Annotated in this window: 25 protein-coding genes; 14 read left to right on the top strand and 11 right to left on the bottom strand. The window is 71.0% G+C overall.

The window, feature by feature from the left end:
• The first annotated feature begins 170 nt into the window (after positions 1-170).
• From BM085_RS16410 to BM085_RS16390, 5 genes are all read left to right on the top strand, one after another.
• Positions 171-1544: an LCP family protein gene (locus BM085_RS16410; RefSeq protein WP_093887830.1), complete on the top strand. Its 1374-nt coding sequence runs from the start codon at positions 171-173 to the stop codon at positions 1542-1544.
• Positions 1545-1742: 198 nt separating this feature from the next.
• Positions 1743-2810, top strand: a complete 1068-nt coding sequence (locus tag BM085_RS16405; RefSeq protein WP_093887829.1) for an ABC transporter substrate-binding protein — start codon at positions 1743-1745, stop codon at positions 2808-2810.
• Between the two features lie 30 nt (positions 2811-2840).
• The gene (locus BM085_RS16400; protein ID WP_093887828.1) at positions 2841-3632 is read left to right on the top strand and encodes an ABC transporter ATP-binding protein; all 792 of its coding nucleotides are present in this window, start codon (positions 2841-2843) and stop codon (positions 3630-3632) included.
• Positions 3622-4497: an ABC transporter permease gene (locus tag BM085_RS16395; protein WP_093887827.1), complete on the top strand. Its 876-nt coding sequence runs from the start codon at positions 3622-3624 to the stop codon at positions 4495-4497. Before BM085_RS16400 ends, BM085_RS16395 begins: the two co-directional genes overlap by 11 nt.
• Before the next feature lie 4 nt (positions 4498-4501).
• Positions 4502-5023 (top strand): RrF2 family transcriptional regulator, encoded by a 522-nt coding sequence (locus BM085_RS16390; RefSeq protein ID WP_093887826.1) that lies wholly within the window; start codon positions 4502-4504, stop codon positions 5021-5023.
• Positions 5024-5100: 77 nt separating this feature from the next.
• Here the strand turns inward: BM085_RS16390 and BM085_RS16385 are convergent, their stop codons facing one another.
• Positions 5101-5442: a VOC family protein gene (locus BM085_RS16385; protein ID WP_093887825.1), complete on the bottom strand. Its 342-nt coding sequence runs from the start codon at positions 5440-5442 to the stop codon at positions 5101-5103.
• 85 nt (positions 5443-5527) lie between these two features.
• Here BM085_RS16385 and BM085_RS16380 point away from each other — a divergent pair, with 85 nt between their 5' ends.
• Positions 5528-6139 carry a CGNR zinc finger domain-containing protein gene (locus BM085_RS16380; protein ID WP_245789350.1) on the top strand — a complete coding sequence of 204 codons (612 nt, stop codon included), beginning with the start codon at positions 5528-5530 and terminating at the stop codon, positions 6137-6139.
• A 59-nt stretch (positions 6140-6198) separates the two neighbouring features.
• On the opposite strand, the gene BM085_RS16375 is transcribed toward BM085_RS16380, so the two are convergent.
• Complete coding sequence (locus BM085_RS16375) at positions 6199-6432, bottom strand: DMT family transporter (protein ID WP_093887824.1); 234 nt, start codon at positions 6430-6432, stop codon at positions 6199-6201.
• 113 nt (positions 6433-6545) lie between these two features.
• On the opposite strand from BM085_RS16375, the gene BM085_RS16370 reads away from it, so the two are divergent.
• Both BM085_RS16370 and BM085_RS16365 read left to right on the top strand, forming a co-directional pair.
• Complete coding sequence (locus BM085_RS16370; RefSeq protein ID WP_093887823.1) at positions 6546-7511, top strand: ATP-binding protein; 966 nt, start codon at positions 6546-6548, stop codon at positions 7509-7511.
• A 63-nt stretch (positions 7512-7574) separates the two neighbouring features.
• Positions 7575-7961 (top strand): SCO5389 family protein, encoded by a 387-nt coding sequence (locus BM085_RS16365; protein WP_093887822.1) that lies wholly within the window; start codon positions 7575-7577, stop codon positions 7959-7961.
• On the opposite strand, the gene BM085_RS16360 is transcribed toward BM085_RS16365, so the two are convergent.
• The 3 genes from BM085_RS16360 to BM085_RS16350 all read right to left on the bottom strand — a co-directional run bounded on the left by BM085_RS16360 (position 7930) and on the right by BM085_RS16350 (position 10724).
• Positions 7930-9039 carry an LLM class flavin-dependent oxidoreductase gene (locus BM085_RS16360; protein ID WP_093887821.1) on the bottom strand — a complete coding sequence of 370 codons (1110 nt, stop codon included), beginning with the start codon at positions 9037-9039 and terminating at the stop codon, positions 7930-7932. The two genes, BM085_RS16365 and BM085_RS16360, sit on opposite strands and share 32 nt — an antisense overlap.
• Positions 9040-9110: 71 nt before the next feature.
• Entirely contained in the window at positions 9111-9779 is a 669-nt protein-coding gene (locus BM085_RS16355) for a ribonuclease HII (RefSeq protein WP_093887820.1), read from the bottom strand.
• Between the two features lie 9 nt (positions 9780-9788).
• A complete protein-coding gene (locus BM085_RS16350; protein WP_093887819.1) occupies positions 9789-10724 on the bottom strand; it encodes a LysR family transcriptional regulator in 936 nt (311 codons plus the stop codon).
• Positions 10725-10822: 98 nt separating this feature from the next.
• On the opposite strand from BM085_RS16350, the gene BM085_RS16345 reads away from it, so the two are divergent.
• Both BM085_RS16345 and BM085_RS16340 read left to right on the top strand, forming a co-directional pair.
• Positions 10823-12103, top strand: coding sequence for a pyridoxal phosphate-dependent aminotransferase (locus tag BM085_RS16345; protein ID WP_093887818.1), 1281 nt, complete (start codon positions 10823-10825; stop codon positions 12101-12103).
• A gap of 185 nt (positions 12104-12288) precedes the next feature.
• Positions 12289-12933: a GNAT family N-acetyltransferase gene (locus tag BM085_RS16340; RefSeq protein WP_093887877.1), complete on the top strand. Its 645-nt coding sequence runs from the start codon at positions 12289-12291 to the stop codon at positions 12931-12933.
• 85 nt (positions 12934-13018) lie between these two features.
• Here BM085_RS16340 and BM085_RS44450 read toward each other — a convergent pair whose 3' ends face one another.
• A complete protein-coding gene (locus BM085_RS44450; protein ID WP_093887817.1) occupies positions 13019-13513 on the bottom strand; it encodes a hypothetical protein in 495 nt (164 codons plus the stop codon).
• A 319-nt stretch (positions 13514-13832) separates the two neighbouring features.
• On the opposite strand from BM085_RS44450, the gene BM085_RS16330 reads away from it, so the two are divergent.
• Positions 13833-16883 carry an AfsR/SARP family transcriptional regulator gene (locus BM085_RS16330; RefSeq protein ID WP_093887816.1) on the top strand — a complete coding sequence of 1017 codons (3051 nt, stop codon included), beginning with the start codon at positions 13833-13835 and terminating at the stop codon, positions 16881-16883.
• A gap of 308 nt (positions 16884-17191) precedes the next feature.
• On the opposite strand, the gene BM085_RS16325 is transcribed toward BM085_RS16330, so the two are convergent.
• A complete protein-coding gene (locus BM085_RS16325) occupies positions 17192-18634 on the bottom strand; it encodes a DUF7059 domain-containing protein (protein ID WP_093887815.1) in 1443 nt (480 codons plus the stop codon).
• Positions 18635-18815: 181 nt separating this feature from the next.
• Between BM085_RS16325 and BM085_RS16320 the strand changes: the two genes are divergently transcribed.
• Entirely contained in the window at positions 18816-19127 is a 312-nt protein-coding gene (locus tag BM085_RS16320) for a hypothetical protein (protein ID WP_093887814.1), read from the top strand.
• A gap of 186 nt (positions 19128-19313) precedes the next feature.
• Here BM085_RS16320 and BM085_RS16315 read toward each other — a convergent pair whose 3' ends face one another.
• Both BM085_RS16315 and BM085_RS16310 read right to left on the bottom strand, forming a co-directional pair.
• A complete protein-coding gene (locus BM085_RS16315; RefSeq protein ID WP_093887813.1) occupies positions 19314-19910 on the bottom strand; it encodes a TetR/AcrR family transcriptional regulator in 597 nt (198 codons plus the stop codon).
• A 136-nt stretch (positions 19911-20046) separates the two neighbouring features.
• On the bottom strand, positions 20047-20565 hold the full coding sequence (locus BM085_RS16310) for a GNAT family N-acetyltransferase (RefSeq protein ID WP_093887812.1): 519 nt from the start codon (positions 20563-20565) through the stop codon (positions 20047-20049).
• Between the two features lie 87 nt (positions 20566-20652).
• On the opposite strand from BM085_RS16310, the gene BM085_RS16305 reads away from it, so the two are divergent.
• The gene (locus BM085_RS16305) at positions 20653-21162 is read left to right on the top strand and encodes a winged helix-turn-helix transcriptional regulator (RefSeq protein ID WP_093887811.1); all 510 of its coding nucleotides are present in this window, start codon (positions 20653-20655) and stop codon (positions 21160-21162) included.
• Here BM085_RS16305 and BM085_RS16300 read toward each other — a convergent pair.
• Positions 21125-21763 (bottom strand): VC0807 family protein, encoded by a 639-nt coding sequence (locus BM085_RS16300; RefSeq protein ID WP_031158271.1) that lies wholly within the window; start codon positions 21761-21763, stop codon positions 21125-21127. The genes BM085_RS16305 and BM085_RS16300 overlap by 38 nt on opposite strands.
• A 168-nt stretch (positions 21764-21931) precedes the next feature.
• On the opposite strand from BM085_RS16300, the gene BM085_RS16295 reads away from it, so the two are divergent.
• Positions 21932-22726, top strand: coding sequence for an SURF1 family cytochrome oxidase biogenesis protein (locus BM085_RS16295; protein ID WP_245789349.1), 795 nt, complete (start codon positions 21932-21934; stop codon positions 22724-22726).
• A 35-nt stretch (positions 22727-22761) separates the two neighbouring features.
• Here BM085_RS16295 and BM085_RS16290 read toward each other — a convergent pair whose 3' ends face one another.
• Positions 22762-23469: a hypothetical protein gene (locus BM085_RS16290; protein WP_093887809.1), complete on the bottom strand. Its 708-nt coding sequence runs from the start codon at positions 23467-23469 to the stop codon at positions 22762-22764.
• Positions 23470-23591: the final 122 nt, after the last annotated feature.

The following is a 23591-nucleotide window of genomic DNA, read 5'->3' as shown; positions in this document are numbered from 1 at the left end:
ATCCTTTTTGACCGCGATTTGGCGATCAGTGATCGCCCGAAACGACAGGCTTCACTCACCGAAGCTTGACCTGGACTTCTCAGCGCGTCGCGCGGCCACATAGCCCATTCATCCGAAAACCGTTACTAACCTGTGACACGTGAATTCGATGAACGGGAGATGTTAGAAAGATGGCAGGTAAACGGGGTGGCCTGAGCGTCAGATCGAGCCTGGCGCTGACACTGGGCTCGGCCGTTCTCTGGGGCCTGGCCCACCTGTGGGTGGGCCGGCGCGTGACGGGCGCCCTCCTGATGGGGATCTATGTGACCCTCATCGCGGCGATCGTGGCCACCCTGTTCAAGACCAAGCCGGAACTGCTCTCCCTCGCCGTGCAGCCGAGCTGGCTGTGGACCTTCGCGCTGGGCGCCCTGCTCTTCGCCGCCGTCACCGTGGCGGTGGTCATCCGGTCCTACCAACTGGTCCGCCCGGAGTCGCTGTCCGGCCCCGCACGCTACCTCTCGGCTCTCGCGGTCGGCCTGCTGTGCGCGCTGGTGATCGCCCCCATGGTCTACGCGGCCCGCCTGGCCTTCGTCTCCCAGCACGTGGTCACCTCGGTGTTCATCGCGAACACCGTCCCGATCCCGGTGGATCCGTGGCGGGGCCACGACCGGGTCAACATCCTGCTGATCGGCGCCGACGCGGCGCCCAGCAGGCCCGGCGTGCGCACCGACAGCATGACCGTCGCCAGCGTCGACACCAGGACCGGCGACACCGTGCTGTTCGGCCTGCCGAGGAACCTGGAGCACGTCCCGATGCCGGCCGGCCCGGCCCGCGACCGCTTCCCCTACGGCTTCGGAGGCGAACCGCCCTACACCCCGGGCCTGCTCAACGAGGTCTTCCAGTACGCCGAGGACTACCCCGACATGGTCCCAGGCGCCCCCAAGGGCCAGCGCGGCCCGACGCTGCTCAAGCGGACGATCAGCGACATCACCGGGCTCGACATCACCCACTACGCGATGGTCGACATGAGCGGCTTCGCCCAGATCATCGACGCGATGGGCGGGGTGCGGGTCACCGTCAAGGAGCCCATCGTGTACGGCAGGCAGAACGAGGGCCTGATCCGGGCGGGCACCCGCAAGCTGTCGGGTGAGGAGGCGCTCTGGTTCGGCCGGGCCCGCACCTACAGCGACGACTACGTCCGGATGGGCAGGCAGAAGTGCCTGATGAACGCCGTCGCCAAGCAGGCCGATCCGGTGACGGTGCTGCGGAGCTTCGAGAAGCTGGCCGACGTCGCGCTGCACGCCGTCTCCACCGACATCCCGCAGGGGCTGCTGCCGAACCTGATCGACCTGTCGGACAAGGTGAAGAAATCCAAGATCAAGAGCTTCCAGTTCGTCCCTCCGCTGATCAACACCGGTGACCCCGACTACCGCCTGATCAAGCACAAGGTCAGCACCATCCTGGCGAAGTCGGCCGACGAGTCCTCCGCCCCGTCCGGCCGCGCCAAGAACGCCCGCAAGAACCCGGCTCAGGAGGCCGTCACCCTCGACCTCGCCTGCAACTGACGGCGCTGGAAAGCCGGTCGGTCCCCTCGGGGGCCGGCCGGCTTTCCGCATGAGCCGTCGGCGGGGTCACGGACTCCACCCAAAAGAGCACGGAGCGGTAACAATGGACCGTTCCCCATGATTCCTACTTGACTGGTAGGCATGCTAGGTTCTTATATACACCTAACCGACTTATTAAGTAGGAATTAGGGAGTAGCCATGAACGCTCGCAGGGTTCGCGGGGTGGTGGCCGCCCTGGCCGCACTGGCGCTCACGACCTTGGCGACCGCCTGCGGGGGCACGGAGACGACGGGCACCGCGGCCTCCGCCGGCGGCGGGGACAAGCTCGCGGAGGTCCGGCTCGGATACTTCCCCAACATCACCCACTCCACGGCGCTGGTCGGCATCGACAAGGGCCTGTTCGCCAAGCACCTAGGCGCCACCAAGCTCAAGACCAGCACCTTCAACGCCGGTCCGGCCGCGATCGAGGCGGTCTTCTCGGGCGCGATCGACGCCACCTACATCGGCCCCAACCCGGCCATCAACGCCTGGGCCAAGTCCAAGGGCAAGGCGATCAAGATCATCGCCGGTTCGGCCTCCGGCGGTGTCTACCTCGTCGTCAAGCCCGAGATCAACGGGGTCGAGGACCTCAAGGGCAAGAAGATCGCCACGCCGCAGCTCGGCAACACCCAGGACGTGGCGCTGCGCTACTGGCTGCAGGAGAAGGGGCTGAAGACCGACACCAAGGGCGGCGGTGACGTCAGCATCCTCCCGCAGGAGAACTCCCAGACCCTGCAGACCTTCGCCACCGGCGACATCGACGGCGCCTGGGTGCCCGAGCCGTTCGCCAGCCGCCTGGTTCAGGAGAGCAAGGGCAAGATCCTCGTCGACGAGCGCGACCTCTGGCCGGACAAGCAGTTCGTCATCACCCACCTGATCGTCCGCCAGGAGTTCGCCGCCCAACACCCCGAGACGGTCAAGCAGCTCCTTGAGGGGCACGTCGAGGCCAACGCCGCGATCAACGCCGACCCGGCCGGCGCCGCCGCGACCGTCAACAGCGCGCTGGAGAAGCTGAGCGGCAAGCCGCTCAAGCAGGAGGTCCTGGACAGCGTGTTCAAGAACATCACCTTCACCAACGACCCGATCGCCTCCTCGCTGGTGGGCAGCGCGGATCACGCGGTCAAGATCGGGCTGCTCCAGCCGGTCGACCTGAACGGCATCTACGACCTGAACGCCCTCAACGAGATCCTCAAGGCCAAGGGCGAGACCGCGGTCGCCGACAGGTAACCGCCCGATCCGTATCCAGTAGGAGGGCAAGTGACAGCTCCGCTCCGGGAGCGGACGGACAGCCGGACCCAGGGTGGCAAGCCCGCGGTCCGGCTGGACGGCGTCTCCAAGATCTACGGCCAGGGCAGGAACGGCCTCCTGGCCCTCGACAACGTCTCCCTCTCCGTCGGGCAGGGCGAGTTCGTCTGCATGCTCGGCGCCTCCGGCTGCGGCAAGAGCACCCTGCTCTCCCTGGTCGCCGGACTCGACAGCCCCACGGCCGGCCGGATCGGCACCGAGGGCCGCAGGATCGCCATGATGTTCCAGGAGCCAGCGCTGTTCCCCTGGCTCACCGTCTCGGCGAACGTCGAGATGGCGATGCGGGTCCAGGGCGTGGCCAAGCGCGAGCGCCGGTCCAGGGCCGCGGAGTTCCTGGAGATCGTCCACCTGGGCGGCTTCGGCGACAAGCGCCCGCACGAGCTGTCGGGCGGCATGCGCCAGCGGGTGTCCCTGGCCCGCGCGCTCGCCCAGGACGCGGACGTGCTGCTGATGGACGAGCCGTTCGGCGCGCTGGACGCGATGACCCGCGACCTGCTCCACGACGAGCTGGAGCGGATCTGGCGGGAGCGCGGGCTCAGCGTGCTGTTCGTCACCCACAACGTCCGCGAGGCCGTACGGCTCGGCGACCGGGTGGTCCTGCTCAGCAGCCGCCCCGGCCGGGTCGTGGAGGACTTCCCGGTCACGCTCGACCGTCCCCGCCACACCGACTCGGCCGAGGTGGCCGAGATCGCCGGAGCCATAACCGGCCGCCTGCGCGAGGAGGTCATGCGCCATGGCAGTTGACCAGGCAACCCCCGACACCCATGCCCGGCAGCTCGCCGGGCTCGACGCGCTGGAACTGGGCGGCGGCACGCGCGGCGGGCTCGCCCCCCGGATCTGGGGCCGCGTCTGGCCGATGGTCCTGGCGGTCGGCATGGTGGTGGCGATCTGGCAGGCCGTGGTGTGGGCCGGCTTCTGGCCGGACTACGTCTTCGCCGGGCCCGCCGAGGTGGTCCCGGTCCTCGGAGACCGCCTGACCAGCGGCGAATACTGGGAGGCCATCGGTGTGACGATGCGCCGCGCGGTGACCGGCTTCGCCGTGTCGGTGCTGGTCGGGCTGGTCCTGGGCGCCCTGGTGTCCCGGATCCGGGTGCTCCGGGCCGCCTTCGGCTCACTGATCACCGGCCTGCAGACCATGCCGTCGATCGCCTGGTTCCCGCTGGCCATCCTGCTGTTCGGGCTGACCGAGAGCGCGATCACCTTCGTCGTCATCCTCGGCGCCGCGCCGTCCATCGCGAACGGTCTGATCGGCGGGGTGGACTACACGCCGCCGATCCTGCTGCGCGCCGGGCACGTGCTCGGCTTCCGCCGCCTCCAGCTCTACCGCCACGTGATCCTGCCGGCGTCGCTGCCGTCGTTCCTCGCCGGGCTCAAGCAGGGCTGGGCCTTCGCCTGGCGTTCGCTGATGGCCGGTGAGCTGGTGGTCATCATCGCCCACCAGTCCTCGCTGGGCGAGCGGCTCTACTACGACCGCGAGCTCGCCGACTCGGCCGGCCTGCTCGCCACCATGATCGTGATCCTGGTCATCGGCATCGGGGTGGACCTGCTGTTCGAGACGGCCGACAACTCGCTGCGCCGCCGCTGGGGTCTCCAGCAGGTGCGCAACTGACGATATGCGGATCTCCGCCAGAACCCAGTACGCGCTGCGAGCCGCCACCGAACTGGCCGCCGCGCCGCCAGGCCCCGTGCCCGCCGAGAAGATCGCGGTGTCGCAGAACATCCCCCGGAGGTTCCTGGACAACATCCTGTTGCAGTTACGGCGGGCCGGGCTCATCCACAGCCAGCGCGGCCCCGACGGGGGCTACTGGCTGGCCCGGCCCGCCGAGGAGATCACCCTGGCCGATGTGATCATGGTGGTCGAGGGCAGTCCCGAACATTCCCGGCACGGCGGTTACCCGGGGGTGGCGGGCCCCTTGGCCGACGTGTGGAGCCTGCTGCGCGAGCACGAGGAGACGCTGCTCACCGAGATCACCCTCGCCCACATCACCGAGGACGCGCTTCCCGACGCCCGCCCCGGCCGTGCTCAGTACGACCAGGTGATGAAAGGGGCGGATCGCGGTGAAGCGGGCCGGCCCGGTCCGGCGGTGATGCTTCACGACGGTGACGACATGGAAACCCCCGGGCTCGATCGATGATGATCTCTTTCTGCACGGAGGCCACAGCCGTCACTCCTGTAGTGGTTGGAAACCGATGTCGCGAGTTCCGGGCGTGTCTACGCGGCGACGACGCAGAACCGGTTGCCGTCGGGGTCGGCCAGCACGACCCAGCCGTCGGCGTCGAACCGTTGCACTTCGGTCGCGCCGAGCGCCCGAATCCGGTCGACCTCGCCCGCCAGGTCATCAGTGAACAGGTCCAGGTGCAGCCGGTTCTTGCCCTCCCGGCCTTCAGGCACGGCCTGTAGGGACAGGCCCACACCGCGCTTGCCCGAGTCCTCCAGATAGGTGGTCCCCTCGTCCGAGGAAGCCACCTGGTACCCGGTGACCGCCTGCCAGAAGGCGGTGCCGCCTGCCAGGTCATTCGTGTCGATGCAGATGTTGCCGATGCTGACGCTCAACGGTGAGCCCTTCTGATCTAACTGACGTACTGGCTATGACGGTTAGGTAACCTACCATGCCCAATGGATGGTTAGACTGTGAGACATGGTGAACGAGCGCGCCGCCGGGCCCGCGCCGGACGATCTCGCCGCCGGAACGGCGCCGATGCCGCTGCGCGTGATCGAGGAGTTCGTCAACACCCGCCGTCGGGACGGCGACGACATCGAGACTCCGCGACAGCTGGCGGAGTGGCTGCACGCCCGCGACCTGATGCCTGGCGACGCGGCGGTGAGCGCTGAGCAGCGCGACCGCGCCGAATGGATACGCGAGGGACTGCGCGCGCTGATCGCCGAGAACAACGCCGAGCCGGTCTCCAGCCCGCGCCCGGACGGCCTCGACCCCACCGCCCGCGCCGAACTCACCGAACTCGCTCGCGACTTCCCGCTGATGCTCGACGTGACCGCCGTTCCACCCCGGCTGGTGGCCCGCACCCGAGTGCCGGTCGACGCGGCACTGGCCGGGCTGCTCGCCGTCGTCGCCGATGCCGTGGCGGCCGGCACATGGACGCGGCTCAAGGCCTGCCGGGAGCCGAGCTGCCGGTGGGCCTACTATGACCACTCCCGCAACCGGCGCCGGACCTGGTGCTCAATGGACCTCTGCGGGAACCGCGCCAAAGCCCGCGCCTCTCACCACCGCAAAGCGGCCGCACACCCTTGATCGCGGGCCGGCCCGCCGGGCGCGGTCGTGGACGGCGTGGTCGACGAGACCCTGCCCGCTCATACCCTCTCGCCGCCGGCCGGCGTGCCGGCCGCGCCGATCCCGACCCACACCGCGTAGGCGGTGCCGACGAGGATGAACTTCAGGGCGTATCCGAGCCCGGCCATGCTCAGAATCAGCGTCGTCACGAAGATCGCGGTGGGCATCGGCCTGGAGAATCCTTCGGTTTTCCGCAGAGCGATCGCCCAAGCCGTCTCCATCGCCCCCGATATCACCGATATCAGCCATGCCATCGGCCGCCCCCGCCCTCTTGCCCGTCATACCCGCCACGCGCGCTCACCGACCGTGGCATGATAATCACCCTCAGAACTTGCAATGGTTTTCATAATCAGATTGGATCGTCGTCGTGAGGGTGGCATTCGTCGGCAAGGGCGGCAGCGGCAAGACGACTCTGTCGGCGCTGTTCGCGAGATATACCGCGGTGCGGGGCGGGCCGGTCGTCGCGATCGACGCCGACATCAACCAGCACCTGGGCATGGCGCTGGGGGTGGAGGAGGGCGCGCTGCCCCGCCCGATGGGCGCGCACCTGACCGAGATCAAGGAATACCTGCGGGGCGACAACCCGCGTGTCTCCTCGGCGGCGGCGATGGTCAAGACCACGCCGCCGGGGCGCGGCTCGCGGCTGCTGGACCTGAAGGAGCCCGCCGATCCCGTCCACGCCCGCTACGCGGTGGGCACGCCGGACGGGCCGCGGCTGATGGTCACCGGCCCGTTCGCCGAAGACGATCTGGGGGTGGCCTGCTACCACTCCAAGGTCGGCGCGGTGGAGCTGTATCTCAACCACCTCGTCGACGGGGCGGGGGAGTATGTGGTGGTGGACATGACCGCGGGGGCCGACTCCTTCGCCTCGGGGTTGTTCACCCGTTTCGACCTGACGTTCCTGGTGGCCGAGCCGACCCGGCAGGGGGTGGGGGTCTACCGCCAGTACCGCGACTACGCGGCCGACTTCGGCGTGCCGGTGGCGGTGGTCGGCAACAAGGTGCACGGCCCGCGGGATGTGGAGTTCCTGCGCGAGCATGTGGGCCAGGACCTGCTGGTGTGCGTGGAGCACTCGGCGGCGGTGCGGGCGATGGAGCAGGGCCGCCCCTTCCGCCTGGAGGATCTGGAGCCGGCCAACGCCGAGGCCCTGGGCGGGCTCCTGACGCATCTGGACGCCCAGGAGAAGGACTGGGCCCGGTTCGGCCGCCAGGCCGTGCAGTTCCACCTCAAGAACGCCGAGGCCTGGGCGAACAGGGCCACCGGCGAGGATCTCGCCGCCCAGATCGACCCGGACTTCGTCTTCGGGCCCACGCGAGTGTCGCTCCCACGCTAGATGGAGCGGCCGCCGGGCCCGCCCTAATGTCTGAACGATCCCCTTCTGAGAGGAGAACGCAGCATGTCGCTGACCGTTTCGAAGGATCTTCTCGACCTGGCGAAAGCCGGTGAGGTGGACGACGCGGCGTTCGTCGCCTGCGTCCGCGACTCCCTGCCCTACGCCTGGTCGGTGATCAGCGAGCTGGTCCGGCAGCGCGATCACAGCGGCGCGGAGTTCACCGACAACACCGTTCCCCCGCCGGACGAGGCCGCCCGGGGCCAGCTCCTGCGCTGTCTCGCCAGCGACGCCATGCGCGGCGCCCTGGAGCGTCACTTCGGGGTGCGGCTGGCCTTCCAGAACTGCCACCGGGTCGCGGTCTTCGACCCGTCGGCCACCAGGGCCCACGCGGAGTTCGTCACCGCCAGGTCCCAGATCCTCAACCAGACGCCGGAGCTCGTCGACTGCTAGGGAGGCGACCGCGGACCCGGGGCAGCACCTCGGCCCCGAGCCGCCGGATGTTCTCGAGGGTGCGGGCCTGCTCGCCCGCACCCTCGACCATGAGCATCAGGTGCCCCAATCCGGTGACCTCCGCTGTCCGCGTGATCCTCTCGACGCAGTGGCCGGGTGAGCCGACCGGGTGCGTGTCGCAGAGGAAATCCACATATGCCGGGATATCGCGCCTCGGCCGTGCCCGGCCGTCCACCGGCACGTACCCCGCGAGTCCCGGCTCCAGCCAGCGCGGCATGGCCTCCCGCAGCTCCTCGACGACCTGCGCCGTCGAGTCGCCCACGTGTCCCACGACCGCCGCCACGTGCCCGGGAGGGGGCGGGCCCGCCGGTCCGGCCATGCTCCCGCCGGCCCCCCGGCTCTCCCGCCCGCCGAACTCCCGGCCGCCCGGCCCGCCGGCGGCCGGCGGCCGTACGGCCGTCCGCCGGTAGTTCCGGAGCATGGCGGCCTTCTCCTCGTCGCCGATGTGCATGCCGAGCAGCATCGGCAGGCCGCGCTCGGCGGCGAGCGTCACGGTCTCCGGCGAGGTGCAGGCGACGACCGGCCGGAGCCGGACGGCGGGCACCATGGGCACCTCCCTGAACCGGAAGAACTCCCCGTCCGCCGCGACCGTCTCCTGGCTCAGGGCCGCGCAGAGCAGATCCAGCGACTCGGCGAAACCACGTTCGAAGCGCGCCGGCCCCGTCCCGAACACCTCCAGGTCCACCCAGGGCCCGCCCCTGCCGACGCCGAGCGTGAACCGTCCTCCCGAGACCTGGTCGAGGACGGCCGCCTGCTCGGCCAGGTCGACCGGATGCCGCGTCGACAGCACGCTCACCGCCGTGCCGACCCGGATCCTGGAGGTGCGGCCCAGCGCCACACCGGCCAGCGTCACCGCCGACGGGCACACGCCGTACGACATGAAGTGGTGCTCGGCGATCCACGCGTCGTCGAATCCGGCGTCCTCGGCGGCGGCGACCGCCTCCACCGTGTCCCGCAACACCTCCCCCGGCCGCCGTCCCGGGAATCCCGCCGCGACCAGAAAGACACCGATGCGCATAGTAAGTACTTTCGAACGGCGCGGGGGGACAGGAAAGGTCAGATCACCGTTCCGGCCGGACGCCGGGGCCCTTACCCGAAGAGGCCGAGCTGTCCCTCTCCGGCGAGCGGGTTGCGGTGCTTCTTGAGATGGCGCCAGCCAGGCAGGTCGTCCAGATAGGACCAGGACAGGCGGTGGTGCGCGGTCGGCCCGAGCGAGGCCAGCGCGGCCTGGTGGACCGGCGACGGGTAGCCGGCGTTGTCGGCGAAGCCGTACTCCTCGAAGCCGAGGGAGGCCATGTAGGCGTCCCGGCGGACCTTGGCGATCACCGAGGCGGCGGCCACGGAGACGCAGGACAGGTCACCCTTGATCTCGCAGCGGACCGGCCACGGCGCGCCCAGGTAGTCGTGCTTGCCGTCGAGGATGACCGCGTCGGGCCGGACCGGGAGCTCGGCCAGCGCCCGCCTGGCCGCCCGGCGCAGGGCCTCGGTCATGCCGAGCGCGTCGATCTCCTCGTGTGACGCCTCGCCGTAGCCGATCCCGGCCGCCCAGCCGGTGATCTCGGCGACCATGGAGGTACGGCGGGCCGGGCTGAGCATCTTGGAGTCGGTCAGCCCCGCGGGCGGCTCCGACAGGTCCGTGACGACCGCGCAGACCGCCACCGGTCCGGCCCAGGCGCCTCGCCCGACCTCGTCGACCCCGGCCACCAGCTTCGTCCCGCCGGCCGACAGCAATCGCTCAAGCGCGTAGGAGGGAGGCACGCCCCGACGTTACCGGGCCGCGAGCTCCACCGCCGCGAGATCGGCGGCGAGGAGGCGGGCGGCGACGTGGACGGCGCGCAGGGTGACGGAGACGGCGGGGCGGTGGACGCCGGAGGCGCGGGCGACGGCGTGGACGTCGCGGCCGACCGGGGCGCCGGGGAACTCGCGCACGACGATGCCGCGGACTCCGGAGGCCAGCGCCAGGGCGGGGACGGCCGCGATGCCGATGCCCTTGGCGACCAGGCCGAGGATGGTGCCCAGGCCCTCGAACTCCCACGGCACCGGCTGGGCGCCGCCGACGTCGGCCAGCAGGCTGTCCACGGCCAGCCGGGAGGGCTCGCCGTCCGGGGTGGCCATCCACGGCTCGTCACGGAGCTCACGCAGGTCCACGGGCTCGTCCAGGGAGGCCAGGCGGTGCTTGCGCGGCACCACGAGCACCAGCGGATCGTGCAGCAGCGGGAAGACCCGCAACGTGTCGGACTCACGCACCCGGCCGTACCAGTCGTCCACCAGGGCGATGTCCACCTCGCCCGACTGGACCTCGCGCATCCCGCGCCCGGAGCGCCCCTGGCCCATCCGCAGGGTCAGCGCGGTGTGGCGGCGCAGCGACCGGGCCAGGGCGGGCGCGAAGGCGACCGCGGCGGTGGGGAAGGCGGTGACGGTGACCCGGCCCGAGGGGGTCGCCGCCTGGGCCGACAGGTCGGACTCGGCGGTCTCGACCATCGACAGGATGCGTTCGGCGTGCGCGACCAGGCGGCGCCCGGCGTCGGTCAGCTCGGCGCTGCGGGCGGTCCGGTCGAGCAGCACCGCCCCGGCCTCCCGCTCCAGCGCCGCCAGTTGCTGGGAGACCGCCGAGGGACTGTAGCCGAGGACGGCGGCGGTGGCCGCGATACTTCCCCGGCGGGCGAACTCGCAGATCAACGCCAAACGCCGCAAATCAAGCATCAGACTTCCTTATGCCTACCCACAACAACCAAAGCTTGTCCTGATGCCTGTAGCCCACCACGCTTGGGAACGTTCCGCAATGAGCGAGAGGACTCCCCATGAACGTGACGCTCTCCGCCACGCTGGCGGCCAACGAGGAGATCGAACGAAGACGGCGCGCCGGTGAGCGCGTGCTGCACCTGGCCTTCGGCGAGGCCGGTCTGCCCGTTCATCCGGCGCTGCGCGAACGGCTGATCGCCGCGTCCGAGCACAACGGATACGGGCCGGTCGCCGGAGCGGCCGCGCTGCGTGAGGCGGCAGCCGGATACTGGCACCGGCGGGGCCTGCCCACCGACCCCGAGCTGGTGGTCTGCGGCCCCGGAAGCAAGTCCCTGCTCTACGGCCTGCTGCTCGCGATCGGCGGCGACATCGTGCTGCCGATGCCGAGCTGGGTCAGCTACGCCGCCCAGGCGGATCTGGTCGGGGCGCGGCCCCTGCTCGTCCCAGCACCCCCCGGCGAGGGAGGGGTGCCGGACCCCGAGCGTGTCGTCTCCGCGGTCCTGCACGCGCGGTCCCAGGGGCGCGACGTGCGCTCGCTGCTGGTCACGCTGCCCGACAACCCCAGCGGCACGCTGGCCGCCGCCCGCACGATCAGGCGGATCACCGAGGTCGCCCGCGACCTCGACCTCACGATCATCTCCGACGAGATCTACCGCGATCTCGTCCACGACACCGCCGCGGGCTTCCTCAGCCCGGCCGAGCTGGCTCCCGAGCGGACCGTGATCACCAGCGGGCTCAGCAAGAGCCTCGCCCTCGGCGGCTGGCGGATCGGCGTCGCCCGGCTCCCGTCGGCGGAGCTGCGCGACCGGCTGCTCGCCGTGGCCAGCGAGATCTGGTCCAGCCCGGCGGCCCCGGTCCAGCAGGCGGCGGCCTACGCCTACACCGAGCCCGCCGAGCTCGTCGAGCGGATCGACGAGAGCCGGCGGCTGCACGGCACGGTGGCGCGGGCGGTGTACGACAGGTTCGTCCGGGCGGGCGTGCGGGTGGACGCGCCGCAGGGCGGCTTCTACCTCTACCCCGACTTCACCGGACTCGCCTACGCGACCTCCGCCGAGCTGACCGCGGACCTGCTCGACAGGCACGGCGTCGGGGTGCTCCCCGGACACGCCTTCGGCGACGATCCCCGGGCCCTGCGGGTGCGGGTGGCGACCAGCCTTCTGTACGGCGAGACGACCGAGCGGCGGCTGGCCGCGCTGGGCGCCGCCGACCCTCTCGGACTGCCCTGGATCTCGGCCTCGCTGGACCACCTGAGCGAGGCTCTGACCGGCCTGAACACGGCCCGGCGGGCATCCGGCCGGCTCGTGCGCGCAGCCCTGGTCCCGACCCCGGCGGCGGGGTGATCGCAAAGGGCCGCCCTTGGGGGAAACTTTACTCGGGCGCCGGGAGCGCCTGAGACAACGTCGGCGTGGCTGACCTGGGGTTTTGTGCTCCACGCACCAGGGAGACAGGCATTTTCCTGGATGCTCACCAAGATGTCCCGTGTCATTTGGCACTGGGCATCTCGGGGAGCCCTCATCATGTGCTCATGCCCGCTTTTGTCACCCTGTCCGGGCGCTCCGTGCGCCTGGAACCGCTCAGCCTCGCGGCCGTCGACGACCTCGTCGCCGCGGCGAGTGAAGACCGTTCTACTTACGCCTTCACTCGCGTTCCCCGTAGCCGGGGCGAGATGGTCTCCTACGTGGAGGCCACTCTGGCTGAGCAGGCGGAGGGCCGCACGATGCCCTTCGCCATCCGGTGGCTGCACACCGACCGCGTCGTCGGTGCCACCCGTCTCATGAACCTGGAGTACTGGCAGGGGCCCATGCCCTGGCCGCCGGGTGCACATGGTGCGGTGGGCGAGGTCCCGTCCGTGGCGGACATCGGTTACACCTGGCTGGGCGCTTCGGCCCAGGGCACGGGTGTCAACCGGGAGAGCAAGTATCTGATGCTCTCCCTCGCCTTCGAGACCTGGCAGGTCCACCGCATCACACTCAAGGCTGACGTACGGAACGTACGCTCCCGCGCCGCCATCGAGGCCCTCGGCGCACACCTCGACGGTGTGCGCCGGGCGGAGACCCGAGGCGCCGACGACACGGTCCGAGATACCGCCTATTACTCGATCCTCAGTTCGGAATGGCCGCTCGTGCGAGAACGGCTCCACGCGCGGCTCGGCCTGGTCGAAGCCGCGTAAAGGCGACCCCGTCACTTCGATGACCTCATGGAACTAAAGGCCCGCCCGGGACTCCGGGCGGGCCTGATGTTCGTCCGGCGGACGGTTACTCGTCGTCCTCGTCCCCGCCGTCGACCTCGTAGACGTAGTCCCACTTGCCGCAGAGCTTCCTCTTGGCCTGGTTGTTGTCCCAGTAGCAGACCCGGACCTGGACGTTGTCGACGTCGTCCTGCCGGAAGTGGAAGGGCTGGTAGCCGCTGGAGCCGCACTTCTTGGCCCAGTAGTAGGTCTCGTCGCCGTCGGCGTTCTCGAACTTGACCTGGACGTAGCCGCAGAGCCAGCTCGGCGAGTACTTGTCGTAGAGCCTGCCCTCGACGTGGACCCGGTCGAAGCGGTCGATCCACACGCGTCCCTTGGCCTTGGCGCGGGAGTCGTCGTAGTACTTGGAGTAGTCGTAGCCCCAGTAGTCGTAGTCGCTCGCGGCGGTCGTGCTCGCGGTGACCGTGGCGGCCGAGGCGGAGGTGGCCAGGACCGGGGCGCCGGCCGCGATGACGGCGGTGGCGGCGGCGAGGCCCAGGAGGGTGCGGGTCGTGCGGCGCATGGTGGTTCTCCTTGAGGGTGGGAGCGACTCCTTTTTCCTGGTCGAGGAGCCATGGCTCATTGATAGGGCGAACCGCCTGCACCGCGCTTACAGCGCCTTTATCAACGCCTGATCGGCACCTGCAATCTACTGACATGTCGGGCATGACAGCCCCCGTATGGCGCCATGCCCGACAGCCCTCAGCATCACGCTCATGGCTCAACACCCGATTAACGGCCAATCAACGCTTCGGTTAACGGGTGAGTAGCCATCTATGGACTAAGCAACCGAGGATCTATCATTGGCCACAAAACTTTCCATTAAGACGGAGATCAAAGAAATGGCTGTTCACGGCAGCGAAGACGGGTTGCGCTTCGCCGTGCTCGGCCCGGTGCAGGCGTGGCGTGACGGCACCGAACTCGATCTGGGAACACCCCTGCAACGTTCCATTCTGGCGATGCTGCTCCTGCGCGAGAGCCGGGCGGTCACCCCGGCCGAGATGATCGACGCGGTCTGGGGGGAGGACGCCCCGCCGCGCGCGCTCGGCGCGCTGCGCACCTACGTCTCCCGGCTGCGGGCCGTACTGGAGCCCGGCAGGTCCCCCCGCACCCGCCCCGAGCTGCTCATCTCGGTGGGCCGGGGCTACGCGCTGCGGCTGAACGGCGCAGTCCTCGACCTGACCCTCTTCGACCGGGGCCTCCAGGAGGGCGAGATCGCCCGCCGCGCCGGAGACCGCGCCGCAGCCGCCGAGAGCCTGCGCGCGAGCCTGGCGCTGTGCACCGGTGAGCCGCTGGCCGGAGCCGTCGGCCCCTATGCCGAGCATCAGCGCGACCGGCTCGTCGAGCGCCGGATGAGCGTGCTGGAGACCCTGATGGACCTGGACCTGGAGCTGGGCCGGCACGCCGACGTCGTCTCCGAGCTGATCGCGCTGACCGCCGACCACCCGCTCCGCGAGCGGCTCCGCGCCCAGTTGATGCTGGCCTACTACCGGTGCGGACGGCAGGCGGACGCGCTCGCGACCTTCGCCGACACCCGCGCCGCGCTGATCGAGGAGCTCGGCATCGAGCCGGGGCCCGACCTGGCAGCCCTGCACCAGCGCATCCTCACCGGCGATCCGGGCCTCGCCCCCGCCCCGCTCCCCGCCGCCGATCCGGTACGGCTCGCGCCCGCCGACCCTCCGGAGCCCGCCCGGCAGCCGGAGACCGCCGAGCCCGGCGCCGGCGCCCCCGAGCTGCCGCGCCCGGCGCAACTCCCCGCGGCCGTGAACGACTTCACGGGCCGCCGCCAGATCATCGCCCGGCTGTGCACCCTGCTGTCCACCCAGGGCGGCGCCGACGGCGTGCCGGTGGCCGCCATCTCCGGCATCGGAGGCGTCGGCAAGACGACCCTGGCGGTGCACGTCGCCCACACCCTGCACGACCTGTTCCCCGACGGCCAGCTCTACGCCGACCTGCGCGGATACGGCGAGGAGCCGGTCGCGCCCGAGTCCGTGCTGGCGGCGTTCCTGCGCGCCCTCGGCCTGCCCGCCGACATCATCCCGGACGGCCTGGCCGAGCGGTCGGCGCTGTTCCGCTCGCTGCTGACCGACCGGCGGATGCTGGTGCTGCTCGACAACGCCAGGGACGCCGCCCAGGTCAGCCACCTGCTGCCCGGATCGACCGGCTGCGCGGCGATCGTGACCAGCCGCGGCAAGCTCGCCGACCTGGCCGCGGCCCGGCTGGTCGACCTGGACGTCATGGAGCCGGACGAGGCGCTGACCCTGTTCGGCACGGTCGCCGGCGCCGAACGGGTGGCCGCGGAGCGCGCCGCCGCCATGGACGTCGTCGCCGCCTGCGGCTTCCTGCCGCTCGCGGTGCGGATCGTGGCCGCGCGCCTGGCCGCCCGAGCCTCCTGGACGGTCGCCTCGCTGGTGCCCCGGCTGGCCGACGAGCGCCGCCGCCTCGACGAGATGCGCGTGGGCAACCTCGCCGTGGAGGCGACCTTCGCCCTCGGTTACGGACAGCTCAGCCCGGCGCAGGCCCGGGCGTTCCGGCTGCTCTCCCTGCCCGGCGGCCCGGACATCTCGGCCGGGGCCGCCTCCGCGCTGCTCGCGCTGCACCCGACGGACACCGAGGACATCCTGGAGTCCCTGGTGGACGCCAGCCTGCTGGAGGCTCCCGCCCCCGGCCGCTACCGCTTCCACGACCTGCTCAAGCTCTTCGCCCGCCGTACCGGCGAACGGGCCGAGGCGGGCGCGGAGCGGGGGGCCGGATCCACGACCGGGAGCGCCGGCGGGGAGGGCCCGCCCGCGCTGCGCCGGCTGCTCGACTTCTACCTGGCCTCCGCGCGGTCGGCGCACCGGCTCGCCTACGAGGGCAGCACGGTCGCCGACCAGCTCGCGGTGACCGGGCCGGGTCACGCGTTCGGCTCCGCCGACGAGGCCGTGGCCTGGCTGTCGGTCGAGGCGGAGGCGCTGTTCGCGTCGATCGCCCAGGCGAGCGGCGCCGAGGAGGCCGGAGCCCTGCTGCCCGGCGCCGACCTGCTGCTCGCCATGGAGCCGCTGCTGGAGTCGGGCAGCCACGCCCGGGAGTTCGACCAGCGGGCCAAGGAGGTGCTGGCCGCCGCCCGGCGGCTCGGCGACACCTCCAGCGAGCTGCGCTGCCGCTACGTGCTGGGCAGGGTGCTGTTCGGCGCCAACCGGCTGACCGAGGCGGAGAGCGAGTTCCGGGCGTCGCTGGACCTGGCCGCCGGGGGCGACCGGATCGTCACCGGCGAGGCGATGAACGCGCTGGCCGTCGTGGCCGGGCGTCAGCGCCGCCACGTGGAGGCCCTGGCCTGGTTCGACTCGGCGCGCAGGGTGTTCAGGGAGGTCGGCGCGCGGGGCGGCGAGGCGCTGACGCTCAGCTACTCCGCCCGTGACCACCTGTTCCTGGGCCAGCAGGCGGAGGCGATCGCCGCCGCGGAACAGGGCCTGGCCGTCTTCATCGAGCTCGGCTTCAGCGCCGGCACCGCCAGGGCCCGCTACCACCTGGGGATGATCCTGTCGCGGGTCGGGCGGCTCAACGAGGCGGTCCACCATCACGCCGAGTGCCTGGCCTTCTTCCGGGCCAGCAGGCAGCGGGTGTGGGAGCAGCGGGTCTGCTCCCGGCTGGCCGAGACGTTCATCACCGCCGGCCGGTTCTCCGACGCGACCCGTCACGCGGAGCAGGCCCTGACGGTCAGCCGCGAGATCGGTCATCCGTACGGCGAGGCGCTGTCGCTGTGGGTGCTAGGCAGGGCGCTCGCCGGGCTCGGCAACACGAGCCGCAGTCACGACTGTCTCGAACGCGCCCATGACATCTTCGTCAGGCTCGGCGCGCCCGAGGCCGCGGACCTGCGCGCCCTGCTCGATCGTGATCACGTCGGCAACTGACCCGAGTCCGTCGTACAAGTCGTCGTCGAGACGCGTCATCCAAAAGTGGTTGATCACCGGAGTTCCCGTCGCTCTGAGCCTGGAAGTCGGATGTGGGTGCCCGGCCGGCCGTCAGACCACCGGGTGACGCGTAGGGGGCCCGGTTATCCGGTGCGTCACCCGGTGGCCGGCCGCCTCACGTTGACGACCGGCCGGACTCGACACGGTCCCATCCCCCCCGGGTCCGTGCCCACAGCCAGAGCCTGCTCCCCGGCGCTCAACATCCGATCAACAACCGATCGGCAAAGATATCCACAGCCTGTGGAGAATCACCCTGTGGATATGTGGAAAAACCCTTCGGCAATCAGCGGGCGGAGCGCTTCGGGAGCCTTCGCCCGCAGGTCATCAAGGTTTTCCCCGGTCAGCTCCGCGATCGCGGCGAGCAGCGGGTCCAGTGGATATTCGCCGTCGCAGACCCCGGCGAGAGCCGCCTCCACGGTCCCCACCTGTGCGCTGCGGCGCAGCCCCCGGGTCTGCCTGAGGATGATCCGCGCCGGATCCTCGGCACCGGGCGGGCCGATCCGCTCCTCCAGCACGCCGTCGGCCAGCGCGAGCCGGGCGCCCGGCAGCTCCGCGTCGGCCAGCCGGTGCGCCCGGGTGATCGAGTCGAGCACCCCGTCCACGTATCCGCCGACCGGCAGCTCCACCCGCTGGCCGAACTCCTCCACCCGCACGACCGGGTCGAGGCTGCCGGAGTCGTGCATGGTGATCCAGCCGAAGCCGACCCCGGTGACGTTCATGGACGCGAACCAGCCGAGCCAGTCGTCGTAGAGTTCGCGGTAGCGGGGGGTGCCCTGCTCCGCGGCGTCCCGCAGCCACAGCTCCACGTATTCGGCCGGGTCCTGCACGTCCCGCTGCACCACCCAGCCGTCGCAGCCGGTGCCGGTCAGCCATCCGCCCACCCGGTCCCGCCAGTCCTCCCCGTCGACGTGCAGCCAGTTGGCCAGGAGCTGGCAGGTGCCCTCGGGGGCGAGGAAGCGGGGGGCCAGCCGTACGAGGTCGCGGCAGAAGCCGTCGGCCTCGAAGCCGGACTCCCGGTAGGTGAACCGGCCGCCGGGAGAGATCACGAACGGCGGGTTGGCGACGATCAGGTCGAAGCGGTCGTCCGCGACGGGGTCGAACAGGGAGCCCTGCCGGGCGTCCACCCCCTTGATCCCGGACAGCGCCCAGCTCAGCCGGGCCAGTTCCAGCGCGCGGGGGTTGACGTCGGTGGCCACGATCTCCCGGGCCCGGTCCGCCAGGTGCAGCACCTGGACCCCGCACCCGGTGCCGAGGTCGAGGGCGCGCTCCACCGGGCGGCGGGAGACCAGCTGGGCCAGGTTCGCCGAGGCCCCGCCCGCGCCGACGACGTGGTCCCTGCGGAGGGCGGGGTCGCCGGGCCTGACCTTGCGGTCGGAGACGACGTAGCCGCCCGTCTCCCAGGGCTGCAGGTGGACCGTGGCGGCGATCCGGCCGGCCTCCGCGGTCACCAGGCCCGCGGCGGCCAGCTCGGCCACCGGGAGGGCCGCGGGGGCGTCCACCGGCACGCCGAGCCACCACAGCCGGATCAGCGTGCCGAGGAGGTCTCCGTCGCGGGTGGCGCGCAGCGCGGGCACCGTCTCCTCGCGGGAGAGCGCGGTGGCGGCGACCTCGCCGAGTCGCTCGCGGACGCCGTCGATGGTGTAGCCGGCGTCGAGCAGCAGCTCTCTGAGCCGGTCAGGCAGATCGTTCACCGGGCCATTTTCGCACCAGCGGCCCCAGCGCCCCCTCAAGGTCAAGGGCGACTCTCGATGCTCAGAGTGATGAGACTGTTACAGACCGACGTAAGCGTTCTGCAAGCGGACCTCAAGCACGGAGCGGTAATTCTTTATGGCCGCGATATATAGCTGCGTCACCCGCTCCAAAGGATCCGCCATGTTGATCCCATGCTTCGCCTGTGAGTCCCGTTTCCGCCCTGATGAGTATTTCCGCGCCTGCCACGACTACCACCGCGGGATGGACCTGGTCGCCTGGACCTGCCCGCGGTGCGGCAACCGGGACGAACTGCGGGTCCTCCCCGGAGAGCTGGGATTCGGCTATCCCCGGCACGGCAGGTTCGACGTCTGCGACCGGGTGCGCGTTCCCGGCCTGCGACGCCGTCGCCAGGACCTGCGGCTGGACATCTCGCTGGACAAGGAGGTCTGGCGGGTCCCCACCCGGCTGCGCGGGCTGGTGGGAGCGCGCTGAGACCGCTCCGGCCCGGAGGAGCCCCCGCGACCCGGGCCGGAGCTCTCAGGCGGCGGCCCCGGCGGCCCCGGCCCTCCACGCCCGGGCCGGAGAACTCAGGCGGCGGCTCCGACCGCTCCCAGACCTTCACGCCGGCGGTCTCCGCGTCGCTCCCCGCCGGCCGGTGACGTCCGCGCGGCGGCGGGATCAGGCGGGCTGCTGGCGCAGGCTCTGCCAGGCGGCCTCGCAGAGGCCCGTTATCTCCTCCTGGGTGGGGTGGTGGGCCCCGGCGAACCACAGGCGGCACATCTCGTTGGCGGGCCCCAGCCAGAGCACGTAGCACATGGTCGGGTGGACGGGCTGGAGCAGACCGTTCTTCATGTGGGGGCGCCACCATTCGGAGACCTGCTTGAAGAACGCCCGCCGCGAATCCGACACCTCGGTGCCGCCCGGCTCGTCACGCTTGGGCGGCCGTTCGCTGATCAGCAGGTGAGCCCGCTCGCGGTTCTCGCCGCACCAGGCCATGTGCAGCGCGACGATGGCCTCGATGCCCTCGCGGGCGCCCTCGTGGCGCCGCAGCTCGGCGAGGAACGCCTCCTGGTACATCCGGAGGGTGTCGGCGTAGAGCACGCCGAAGACGTGTTCCTTGCTGGCGAAGTGGTGGTAAAAACTCCCCACGCTGACGCCGCTCTCCTCGCGGAGGCTGGCCAGCGTGGTGGCCGAGACACCGTCCTGGCTGAATCGACGCAGGGCACCCTCGACGATCCGGGTACGGCCGTCGCGTCCGTTCTTGGCACTCTTCACAAGGTCAATGGTGCGGCAACAGAACCTTGTTCCGCAAATACCGCGGGGACGCCTCAGACCGGGTTGATCATAGCGCCCCCACCGCGAGGACACCTCCCGCCCTGCCCCCGGGCCCCGGATCCGCCGCGCCGCAGGCTCACAGGTCCACCGTCGCGGTCACCTCGACGGCCCCGCAGGAGGCCTTCATGGTCGCCTCCGGCCATGCCTTGCGGACCATCGACAGCACCTTGCGGTTGTCGCCGAGCACGTCCATCCCCAGCGTCCGGGCCCCGGCGACGGCGGCCCGGCGGAGCAGTCTCCGGGCGAGCCGGGCGCCGACCCCGCGCCCCTGCCACTCGTCGGCCACCACCAGGGCGATCTCGATGTCGGTCTGCCCCCCTTTGAAACTCATCGCGTGGCCGACGACCACCTCCCCGTGTACGGCGAGCAGCACGTCCCGCCGCTCGTCCATCACGAGCAGCGCCCTGACCAGGCTCGCGCTCGGACGGTTCACCCCGGTGAAGAACCGCAGCGTCTGCGTGCGCGGCGACAGCCCCGCCAGGAAGCGGCGGACCCGCTCCTCGTCGTCCGCCCGCACCGGCCGGATCTCGACGCCGTCGCCGGGCAGGGCCCGCACCGGGTCGCGGCGCGGCCGCGCAAGCTGAGTTCGCATCATGGACTTAGAGTCCCGCCGGACACCTGGGTATGTCAACTAGACTTAGGTGGCGTTGGAGGTGGAGCCATGGCGACTTACGATGCGGACATGAGTGAGGCGGCCCTCGGCAACGTGTCCTTCCGGGTGGAAAACTGTTCCATCGAGCGCGCCCTGGCCATCGTCGGCGAGAAGTGGACGCTCCTCGTGCTCAGGGAGGCGTTCAGCGGGGTGCGCCGGTTCGCCGACATGCAGGCCGCCACGGGGGCGCCCAGACAGGTGCTCAGCGCCCGGCTGACCCGCCTGGTGGAGGAAGGACTGCTCCGCAAGGTCCCCTACCGCGAGCCCGGCCAGCGCCGGCGGGACGAATACCGGCTGACGCAGATGGGGCTCGACCTCTACCCGGCCCTGATCGCGCTGATGCACTGGGGCGACCGGCATCTCTCCGGCCAGGAGGGCCCGCCGGTGATCCTCACCCACCGCGGCTGCGGAGCCGTCGTCGAGCAGCACTTCCGCTGCGCCGAGGGCCACCAGGTCGCCGGCCCCCGCGAGGTCACCCCGCTCCCCGGGCCCGGCGCCCGCCTCAGCGCTGCAGCGCGCGCAGGCAGTGCCGGAGGCTGAGCACCGAGATCAGCGCCGCACCGCCGAGCAGCACCGCGACCGCCGCGGTCCGCACCAGCAGGTAGGTCTCCAGGGGCTGGCTGAGCAGCAACCACAGGCTCAGCAGCGCGTTGAGGAGCTGCGCGCAGCCCCACAGCACCGACTGCCACACGAAGAAGCGGCGCATCCGGGGATGCTCCAGCAGGTGCTCGGGGAGGGGGACCAGGTCGGTCGCCACCCGCTGCGCCAGCGGCCGCCGCAGCTTCGCGGTGCACAGGAAGCCCATGCTCGCGCAGAAGACGCCGAGGCAGGGCTGCAGGAAGAACAGGACCGGGCTCCCCGTCGCGCCGGCCAGCACCGCCCTGACCGTGATCGTCCCCGCGGCCAGCATCACCGTGCCGGGCACCGGCCTGCGCTTGACCAGCCGCCAGGCGATCCCGCCGTAGACCCAGGCCACCGCCACGGCCAGCGCGCCGTACAGACCGAACAGGACCATCCCGGCGTAGAAGACGGCGACCGGGAGGATCATCCCCTCCAGCACCCGGGGGGCGGCGTGTCGCAGCATCGCCCCGAGACGGGGCAGGGCGATCGGAACCACGGGGGGTGACAGGAGCAGAGTCATCAGGCGCGGGCTCCGGAGATCATGGAACGTTCCCCGACCGTGTGGGATGTCCGGAGCGTCCGGCGGACTTTCCATGACGTCGACGATCGAGCGCTTCGGGGCACCCTACTACGGCGAAAGACCTACTCGGAGGACAGGGCGGTGCCCGTGGTGCCTACCCTTGGGAGCGTGTACCGGTTCCTTCTGACTCCTCGATGGATCGCCCTTCACGTGGTGGTCCTGCTGGTCATCCCCGCTTTCGTGTTCCTGGGCCAGTGGCAGTTCGGGCGTTATGAGGTGCGGTCCACCAGCAGCCACCAGATCACCGGCAACCTCGCCGCCCCGCCGGTGCCCGTGGAGCGGCTGACCACGCCGGGCGGGAGCGTGCGCACGCAGGACAAATACCGTTCCGTGACCGCCACGGGGACCTTCGACCCGGCCCACCAGTTCCTGGTCCGCCGCCGCACCCAGGACAGCGTGGTCGGCTTCTACGTGCTCACCCCGCTGGACACCGGAAACGGCCAGGGCGTGCTGGTGAACCGGGGCTGGATCAAGGCGGGCGCCACGGCCGACGCCCCTCCCGAGGTCCCCGTGCCGAGCACGGGTCAGGTGACTGTCACCGGCCGGCTACGTCCCAGCGAGACCGAGGAGTCCTCGGGCATCCGCGACAGGGAGGGCCTTCCCGCGGGACAGGTCCTGCTGATCAACACCGAGACGATCGGCCGGGGTCTGCCGTACCGGCTCCTGGGCGGCTACGTGGAGCTGACCGGGCAGTCGCCCGAGGCCGCCGTAGCGCCCGCGCCGGTGCCCGAGCCCGACGTCGGCGCGGGCGGCGGCCTCAACCTGGCGTACGGCGTGCAGTGGTGGCTGTTCATCGGGATCGCGATCGGCGGCTGGGCGCTGCTGATCCGCAGGGAGGCCGCGGACCTCAGGGCCGAGAAGGCCAAGCAGGGGCAGGAGCAGGAGCAGCCCGTCGAGGCCTGATCCGGGGACCGGGGGAACACCGGCGGTCACCACACCTAGCCCAGGACGAGGCCGGCGAGCCGGCCCACCCCCGCCGCGCAGGCCGCGCTGAGGAGACCCAGGCCGATCGAGGCCAGGCATCCCTGCCCGCCGTCCAGCCTGCCTCGCGGCGCGGGCCGCTCCCCGGCCCTGGACCACAGCGGCCGGGGTTCGAGCAGCAGGAAGACGATCGCGCCGATCTGCCCGACGGTGAACAGCCAGAACCACGCCCACCGGTTGCCCAGCCGGGGGACCGAGGCGAGCATGATCAGGGCGGTGACCCACCAGGCCGCGCCGGTCCAGATCACCCAGCCGCGCAGGGGCACCTGGAACGGCCAGCCGGGGATGATCCCCCCGTCACCGGAGCGGCTCTCCAGCCGGGTCACATTGGCCGAGCCGCCGGCGATGTCGCGCGTGAGCTCCACGACGGTGTAGCTCCGTGAACCGTCGCGGACCGGCACCATGCCGATCTCATGCCAGACCAGCGGCCCCTCCGACCATCGCAGCTCGTAGAGCTCCCGCTGCTCGCCTCCCGACCGATAGACGATGGCGGATACCCGGTCGGCGGCCACGGCGGCCCGGAACTCGCCCATCGTCCGCGTGGAGGGGGCGAAGCTCAGCGCGACGACAAGAGCACCCGCGAGCAGGATCAGCAGCAGCGCGATCCGGACGACGAGCCCGGCGATCCGCCAGCCGTCCTTCACCTCGCCGAGGTCGGAGGTCACACTCTCTTTACTACCTCATGAACAGGCATTGACCACGACCATTCCGAAAGCACTTCCCGTGACCTCTCCGCCGCCGGTCGGAGAGGTAACGGCCATTCTCCGGAATCATCTTTTGGAAAATC

The sequence above is a fragment of the Streptosporangium canum genome (assembly GCF_900113865.1).
GTDB classification, from domain to species: domain Bacteria; phylum Actinomycetota; class Actinomycetes; order Streptosporangiales; family Streptosporangiaceae; genus Streptosporangium; species Streptosporangium canum.
Note: the sequence above shows the minus strand (reverse complement) of the source record. Positions and strands in the feature narration are given on the sequence as shown.

Coding starts and splice junctions, on each gene's coding strand:
- BM085_RS16410 (WP_093887830.1), top strand. CDS start 171: ATGGCAGGTAAACGGGGTGGCCTGAGCGTCAGATCGAGCCTGGCGCTG.
- BM085_RS16405 (WP_093887829.1), top strand. CDS start 1,743: ATGAACGCTCGCAGGGTTCGCGGGGTGGTGGCCGCCCTGGCCGCACTG.
- BM085_RS16395 (WP_093887827.1), top strand. CDS start 3,622: ATGGCAGTTGACCAGGCAACCCCCGACACCCATGCCCGGCAGCTCGCC.
- BM085_RS16390 (WP_093887826.1), top strand. CDS start 4,502: ATGCGGATCTCCGCCAGAACCCAGTACGCGCTGCGAGCCGCCACCGAA.
- BM085_RS16380 (WP_245789350.1), top strand. CDS start 5,528: ATGGTGAACGAGCGCGCCGCCGGGCCCGCGCCGGACGATCTCGCCGCC.
- BM085_RS16375 (WP_093887824.1), bottom strand. CDS start 6,432: ATGGCATGGCTGATATCGGTGATATCGGGGGCGATGGAGACGGCTTGG.
- BM085_RS16365 (WP_093887822.1), top strand. CDS start 7,575: ATGTCGCTGACCGTTTCGAAGGATCTTCTCGACCTGGCGAAAGCCGGT.
- BM085_RS16360 (WP_093887821.1), bottom strand. CDS start 9,039: ATGCGCATCGGTGTCTTTCTGGTCGCGGCGGGATTCCCGGGACGGCGG.
- BM085_RS16350 (WP_093887819.1), bottom strand. CDS start 10,724: ATGCTTGATTTGCGGCGTTTGGCGTTGATCTGCGAGTTCGCCCGCCGG.
- BM085_RS16345 (WP_093887818.1), top strand. CDS start 10,823: ATGAACGTGACGCTCTCCGCCACGCTGGCGGCCAACGAGGAGATCGAA.
- BM085_RS16340 (WP_093887877.1), top strand. CDS start 12,289: ATGCCCGCTTTTGTCACCCTGTCCGGGCGCTCCGTGCGCCTGGAACCG.
- BM085_RS44450 (WP_093887817.1), bottom strand. CDS start 13,513: ATGCGCCGCACGACCCGCACCCTCCTGGGCCTCGCCGCCGCCACCGCC.
- BM085_RS16330 (WP_093887816.1), top strand. CDS start 13,833: ATGGCTGTTCACGGCAGCGAAGACGGGTTGCGCTTCGCCGTGCTCGGC.
- BM085_RS16320 (WP_093887814.1), top strand. CDS start 18,816: ATGTTGATCCCATGCTTCGCCTGTGAGTCCCGTTTCCGCCCTGATGAG.
- BM085_RS16310 (WP_093887812.1), bottom strand. CDS start 20,565: ATGATGCGAACTCAGCTTGCGCGGCCGCGCCGCGACCCGGTGCGGGCC.
- BM085_RS16305 (WP_093887811.1), top strand. CDS start 20,653: ATGAGTGAGGCGGCCCTCGGCAACGTGTCCTTCCGGGTGGAAAACTGT.
- BM085_RS16300 (WP_031158271.1), bottom strand. CDS start 21,763: ATGACTCTGCTCCTGTCACCCCCCGTGGTTCCGATCGCCCTGCCCCGT.